This window comes from Kitasatospora sp. NPDC058965 (assembly GCF_042741245.1).
GTDB lineage: Bacteria > Actinomycetota > Actinomycetes > Streptomycetales > Streptomycetaceae > Kitasatospora.
In genome coordinates, this window is sequence record NZ_JBHYKG010000089.1 from 21,882 (window position 1) to 27,984 (window position 6,103).

A 6,103-nucleotide genomic window follows, 5' to 3' on the forward strand; every position below is an offset into this window, starting at 1 on the left:
GTCAGCCGCACCGGAGGGAGAGTCCGTGAACACCCGTGAGGTCCTGACCCGCCCGGCCCCGCCGGTCGACGCGACGCTGCGCTACGGCGGCCACCCCGACCAGGTGGTGGACCTGCGGCTGCCGCCCGGGCCGGGCCCCGCGCCGCTGCTGGTGCTGCTGCACGGCGGCTTCTGGCAGCCGGCGTACGACCGCCGCCACACCGGTCCGCTGGCCGCGGCGCTGGCCGCCGCCGGGCTGCTGGTCGCGGTGCCCGAGTACCGCCGCTCGGGCTGGCCGGACACCTTCGACGACGTGGCCGCCGCGCTGGACCTGCTGGCCGGGCCGCTGCCGCACCCGGTCACCGGGCGCACCGTGCTGGCCGGCCACTCGGCCGGCGGCCAGCTGGCGCTGTGGGCGGCCGGGCGGCGCCGGCTGCCGGCCGGCTCGCCCTGGCGCACCGAGCGGGTGCCGGACGCGGTGCTGGTGCTGGCCGGCTGCAGCTGCCTGGACCTGTGCGACGCCTGGCGGCTGGGCGACGACGCGGTGCACGACCTGCTCGGCGGCCCGGCCGACCGGGTCCCCGAGCGGTACGCGCTGGCCGACCCGGCCGCGCTGCTCCCGCTGGGCGTGCCGGTCACCCTGGTGCACGGCGACCGGGACGAGCAGGTGCCGCTCGCGATGAGCCGCGCGTTCGCCGCCCGGGCCCGGGCGGCCGGCGATCCGGTCGCCCTGGTCGAGCCGCCCGGCACCGACCACTTCCAGCTGATCGACCCGCTGGCACCGGTCTGGCCCACGGTGCGCGGGCTGTTCACCGCCGCCGCCCGGCGCCCGGTGCCGGCCCCGCGGCGCCCCGGGCTCAGTTGAGCGTGGGGTCCTCGGGGTAGGTGGCGAGCATCGCCAGCGCGCCGGTCTGCCGGCGCAGCACGGCGCGCCACAGCCGCTCCGGGTCGTGGCAGGACAGGTCGCCCGGCTCGGCGTCCACCAGGTACCAGGCCCCCTCGGCGATCTCCGCCTCCAGCTGGCCCGGGGTCCAGCCGGCGTACCCGGCGAAGACCCGCAGCGCCCCCAGCTCCCCGGCCAGCAGCTGCGGCGGCGCCTCCAGGTCGACCAGACCGATCGCCCCGTGCACCCGGCGCCAGCCCAGCGGGTCATCGGGGCCGGGCTCGCCCGGCACCACCGCCACCGCCAGCGCCGAGTCCAGGCCCACCGGCCCGCCCTGGAAGACCACCTGCGGGTCCCCGGTCAGGTCGGCCCAGCCGTCCAGCACGTCCGAGACCTCCACCGGGGTCGGCCGGTTGAGCACCACGCCGAGCGCCCCCTGCGCGTCGTGGTCCAGCAGCAGCACCACCGCGCGCGCGAAGTTCGGATCGGTCAGCACCGGTGTCGCCACGAGCAGTCGGCCGGTGTGGGAGGAGGCCGCGGTCATGCCCACATGATCCCGCAGTCGGCGCGGCAACGGGCCCCCGAAACGCGAACAGGCGCGCCGTCGGGCAAACCCTCGCTCACCCGTTCGCCCCGGCTGCCACCCGGAGAGCCCATGATCACCATCGCCCGGCCCGGGAACCAAAGGGACGGCCATTACCATCTACCGAAGGTGGCGCCCCTGCCATGGCCGCAAACCCCCCTGATTGCGAGAACGATGACCGACGACGTCCTGCTGGTCCACGGTGGAACTCCGCTGGAAGGCGAGATCCGCGTCCGCGGCGCCAAGAACCTGGTGCCCAAGGCGATGGTGGCCGCCCTGCTCGGCCAGGGCCCCAGCAGACTGCGCAACGTCCCGGACATCCGCGACGTCAAGGTGGTCCGCGGCCTGCTCCAGCTGCACGGGGTCACCGTGCGCGGCGGCGAGGAGGACGGCGAGCTGATCCTCGACCCCTCGCACGTGGAGAGCGCCAACGTCGCCGACATCGACGCGCACGCCGGCTCCTCGCGGATCCCGATCCTGTTCTGCGGCCCGCTGCTGCACCGGCTCGGCCACGCCTTCATCCCGGGCCTGGGCGGCTGCGACATCGGCGGCCGGCCGGTCGACTTCCACTTCGAGGTGCTGCGCCAGTTCGGCGCCACCATCGAGAAGCACCCGCAGGGCACCTACCTGGTGGCCCAGCAGCGGCTGCGCGGCACCAAGATCGAGCTGCCGTACCCGTCGGTCGGCGCCACCGAGCAGGTGCTGCTCACCGCCGTGCTGGCCGAGGGCGACACCGAGCTGCGCAACGCCGCCATCGAGCCGGAGATCGTGGACCTGATCTGCGTGCTGCAGAAGATGGGCGCGATCATCTCGATGGGCACCGACCGGACCATCCTGATCACCGGGGTGGACGCGCTGGGCGGCTACGAGCACCGCGCGCTGCCGGACCGCCTGGAGGCGGCCTCCTGGGCCTGCGCGGCGCTGGCCACCAAGGGCGACATCTACGTCCGCGGCGCCCGCCAGCTGGAGATGATGACCTTCCTCAACACCTTCCGGAAGGTCGGCGGCGCCTTCGCGGTGGACGACGAGGGCATCCGGTTCTGGCACCCGGGCGGCGAGCTGAACGCCATCGCGCTGGAGACCGACGTGCACCCCGGCTTCCAGACCGACTGGCAGCAGCCGCTGGTGGTCGCGCTGACCCAGGCGGCCGGCCTGTCGATCGTGCACGAGACGGTGTACGAGTCCCGGCTGGGCTTCACCTCGGCGCTGAACCAGATGGGTGCGCACATCCAGCTCTACCGCGAGTGCCTGGGCGGCACCCCGTGCCGGTTCGGCCAGCGCAACTTCCTGCACTCGGCGGTGGTCTCCGGACCGGCCAAGCTGCTCGGCGGCGAGCTGGTCATCCCGGACCTGCGCGGCGGCTTCTCCTACCTGATCGCGGCACTGGCCGCCGAGGGCACCTCGACGGTGCACGGCATCTCGCTGATCAACCGCGGCTACGAGAACTTCCTGCAGAAGCTGCGGGCGCTGGGCGCGCACGTCCAGCTGCCCAGCGAGCAGGAGGCGCTGGCCGCGGTCTGACCCGCCGTCCGGCACCGGGAACGCAGGAAGGGGCCGCCCCCGCCAGGGCGGCCCCTTCGGTGTCCGGGCACCCCGCCAGGTGTGCCCGGGCACGACCGGCGCGGACGCGCCGGCGGTCCGTCACCGGCGGCTCAGGGCCGGTGCCCGGGGCGGTGCCCCGGACGGTCGTGGTGGCGCGCCTGACGGCGGACCAGGTCGGCGAGCAGCGCGTGCGCCGGACCCCGGTCCAGGCCGGTCCGGTGCGCCACCCGGCCCAGCGGGGTGCGGGTGGCCGGACTGTCCGCCGCCGCCGGCACCGCCGGGAACAGGTGCAGCAGTCCGACCACCGCGAGCGCGGCCAGCAGCAGGCCGCCGGCCTTGCGCAGTCGGCGCGGGGGGTGGGGGTTCGGCCCGTTCGACACGCGCTTGCTCATGCCGCACAGCCTGGCAGCCCGCGGATGAGCGGATGATGAGGCCGGAGCGGCCCGCCGGCGGGAACAGCACAGCGGGGGCGGTCCGCTGACGGACCGCCCCCGCTGCAGGGTGGATCAGGCGCCCTTGGCGGCTTCCTTGAGCTTGGAACCGGCGCTCACCTTGGCGCTGTAACCGGCCGCGATCTGGATCGGCTCGCCGGTCTGCGGGTTGCGGGCGGTCCGGGCGGCACGGTGGGTGCGCTCGAAGGTCAGGAAGCCGGGGATGGTGACCTTCTCGTCACCCTTGGCCACGACCTCGCCGACGACCTCGGCGAAGGCCGCCAGCACGGCGTCGGCGTCCTTGCGGGTCACCTCGGCGCGGTCGGCCAGAGCGGCCACCAGCTCACTGCGGTTCATGTGTACTCCTGTGGTCTGTTCGCGTTGCGGTGTGCGGGGGCCCGTCGGTCGTCCCTCCGGAGCCGCCCCGGCAGGGCCGCTGGTCCGCACACTGGTGCTCGTTCAGGCGGCTGGTGGTCGGGGCCCGGCTCGCACCCGGGCCGCGCACCGTGCCAGTACTGACACGTGCCTGCCTGGGAACGCATCCTGCCCTTACCGGCCCTGAGAAAGCCAATCGGGTCCCGGCCGTGCACCCCGAACGGCGCCCTCCCCACGCAGCAGTGACGCTCCGTCGGCACCGGTGCACCGGTGCGGGCGGCGGTCGGGAACGACTCGCCGAGTGGTTGGGGGACGTTCCGTACTTGTCGGACACGCCTGACCCGTGCAGGGCTACCGTACGCCCTGACGGGGACAAGCCCAAACACGCCCTTCCCCTTGTGTCGCAAGGGTTCGGGCCCACCTCCGACGGGTAGGGGCGGTATTCGGCCAGGTGACCGACCCGATACCGCCCCTTCAGGAGTTGTCCGTACTAGAGCTTGACCACCGGGAAGGCGGCCGTGTCCAGCGTGCCGACGATGCCCGGGGTGGGGCGGCCGGAGCCGACCGCGGAGTCCCCGGCGGCCAGCGCGGCCTCCCGCACGGCCGCGGCGACCGTCTTGGCCACGTCCGGGTGGAAGACGCTGGGGATGATGTAGTTGGCGTTCAGCTGGTCGTCGGTGACCGTGGTGGCCAGCGCCCGGGCGGCGGCGATCATCATCTCGGTGTTGACCGTGCGGCTCTGCGCGTCCAGCAGGCCGCGGAAGACGCCCGGGAAGACCAGCACGTTGTTGATCTGGTTCGGGAAGTCGCTGCGGCCGGTGGCGACCACCGCGGCCGTCTGCCGGGCCACCGCCGGGTCGACCTCCGGGTCCGGGTTGGCCAGCGCGAAGACGATCGCGTTGTCGGCCATCGCGGCGATGTCGTCGCCGTCCAGCACGTTCGGCGCCGAGACCCCGATGAACACGTCCGCGCCGGCCACGGCCTCCTTGAGGCTGCCGGTGCGCCCCGAGCGGTTGGTGTGCTCGGCGATCCAGCGCAGCGAGTCGTTCAGGTCGTCCCGGCCGCTGTGCACCACGCCGCGCACGTCGGCCACCGTGGCGTGCTCCACGCCCGCGGCCAGCAGCAGCTTGAGGATCGCGGTGCCGGCGGCGCCGGCGCCCGACATCACCACCCGGATGTCGCCGATCTCCTTGCCGACCACCCGCAGCGCGTTGGTCAGCGCGGCCAGCACCACGATCGCGGTGCCGTGCTGGTCGTCGTGGAAGACCGGGATGTCGAGCGCCTCGCGCAGCCGGGCCTCGATCTCGAAGCAGCGCGGCGCGGAGATGTCCTCCAGGTTGATGCCGGCGAAGCCGGGCGCGATCGCCTTGACGATGGCCACGATCTCGTCGGCGTCCTGGGTGTCCAGGCAGATCGGCCAGGCGTCGATCCCGGCGAACCGCTTGAACAGCGCCGCCTTGCCCTCCATCACCGGCAGCGCGGCCTGCGGGCCGATGTTGCCCAGGCCCAGCACCGCCGAGCCGTCGGTGACCACGGCCACGCTGTTGCGCTTGATGGTCAGGCGGCGGGCGTCCTCGGGGTTCTCGGCGATCGCCATGCAGACCCGGGCCACGCCCGGGGTGTAGATCATGCTGAGGTCGTCACGGTTGCGGATCGGCAGCTTGGAGGACATCTCGATCTTGCCGCCGAGGTGCATCAGGAAGGTGCGGTCGGAGACCTTGCCGATCGACACGCCGTCGATCGCGCGCAGCTTCTCGACGATCTCCTCGCCGTGGGCCACCGAGGTGGCGGCCACCGTGACGTCGATCCGCAGCGACTCGAGACCGGAGGCGGTGACGTCGAGGCCGGTCACCGAGCCGCCGGAGGACTCCACCGCCGTCGTGATGTTGCTGACCGCCCCGCCACTGGCCGGCACCTCCAGGCGCACCGTGATCGAGTTGGAGACACTGGGCACCGTCGCCATCGACGTCCTTCTTCCTCGGGTTCGCTGCGCTGATTCAACAGTTTGTTGACGCTGTTGCCGAGCGCATCCTAGATCCCGATCGTCGCACCTGCCAGGGCCGAGGCAGAAATATCGTTCATTGATTGCAGGGAACCGACAACAGGGTCTGCGGCGAACCTGGTGAAGTGCGGCGAATCCGCCGGATGGGATTGCCTGGCGGGGCCGATGGGTTACATTGGACGAGACACCGGCTCGATCCAAGCCCCCGGGCCCAACCTTAGTCGCTGCGAGCGACCACTTGCCGCGAGGCGAGCATGGCGGGTCGGTGTCACCAACGTACGGCGAAGGCCCCCACCAGCGGTGGGGGC

At 73.2% G+C, this 6,103-nt stretch carries 6 protein-coding genes; 2 read left to right on the forward strand and 4 right to left on the reverse strand.

What is annotated here, in order from left to right:
- The first annotated feature begins 25 nt into the window (after positions 1-25).
- Complete coding sequence (locus ACFW1A_RS17205; RefSeq protein ID WP_380409849.1) at positions 26-844, forward strand: alpha/beta hydrolase family protein; 819 nt, start codon at positions 26-28, stop codon at positions 842-844.
- Here ACFW1A_RS17205 and ACFW1A_RS17210 read toward each other — a convergent pair.
- The gene (locus tag ACFW1A_RS17210; RefSeq protein WP_380409851.1) at positions 837-1,406 is read right to left on the reverse strand and encodes a YqgE/AlgH family protein; all 570 of its coding nucleotides are present in this window, start codon (positions 1,404-1,406) and stop codon (positions 837-839) included. The genes ACFW1A_RS17205 and ACFW1A_RS17210 overlap by 8 nt on opposite strands.
- Positions 1,407-1,619: 213 nt before the next feature.
- On the opposite strand from ACFW1A_RS17210, the gene murA reads away from it, so the two are divergent.
- Entirely contained in the window at positions 1,620-2,966 is a 1,347-nt protein-coding gene (gene murA / locus ACFW1A_RS17215) for a UDP-N-acetylglucosamine 1-carboxyvinyltransferase (protein ID WP_380409853.1), read from the forward strand.
- Between the two features lie 131 nt (positions 2,967-3,097).
- On the opposite strand, the gene ACFW1A_RS17220 is transcribed toward murA, so the two are convergent.
- From ACFW1A_RS17220 to ACFW1A_RS17230, 3 genes are all read right to left on the reverse strand, one after another.
- Positions 3,098-3,379, reverse strand: coding sequence for a hypothetical protein (locus tag ACFW1A_RS17220; RefSeq protein WP_380409855.1), 282 nt, complete (start codon positions 3,377-3,379; stop codon positions 3,098-3,100).
- Positions 3,380-3,493: 114 nt separating this feature from the next.
- Complete coding sequence (locus ACFW1A_RS17225) at positions 3,494-3,775, reverse strand: HU family DNA-binding protein (RefSeq protein WP_035848732.1); 282 nt, start codon at positions 3,773-3,775, stop codon at positions 3,494-3,496.
- Between the two features lie 508 nt (positions 3,776-4,283).
- On the reverse strand, positions 4,284-5,756 hold the full coding sequence (locus tag ACFW1A_RS17230) for an NAD-dependent malic enzyme (RefSeq protein WP_380409859.1): 1,473 nt from the start codon (positions 5,754-5,756) through the stop codon (positions 4,284-4,286).
- Positions 5,757-6,103: the final 347 nt, after the last annotated feature.

Coding starts and splice junctions, on each gene's coding strand:
- ACFW1A_RS17210 (WP_380409851.1), bottom strand. CDS start 1,406: ATGACCGCGGCCTCCTCCCACACCGGCCGACTGCTCGTGGCGACACCG.
- murA (WP_380409853.1), top strand. CDS start 1,620: ATGACCGACGACGTCCTGCTGGTCCACGGTGGAACTCCGCTGGAAGGC.
- ACFW1A_RS17220 (WP_380409855.1), bottom strand. CDS start 3,379: ATGAGCAAGCGCGTGTCGAACGGGCCGAACCCCCACCCCCCGCGCCGA.
- ACFW1A_RS17225 (WP_035848732.1), bottom strand. CDS start 3,775: ATGAACCGCAGTGAGCTGGTGGCCGCTCTGGCCGACCGCGCCGAGGTG.
- ACFW1A_RS17230 (WP_380409859.1), bottom strand. CDS start 5,756: ATGGCGACGGTGCCCAGTGTCTCCAACTCGATCACGGTGCGCCTGGAG.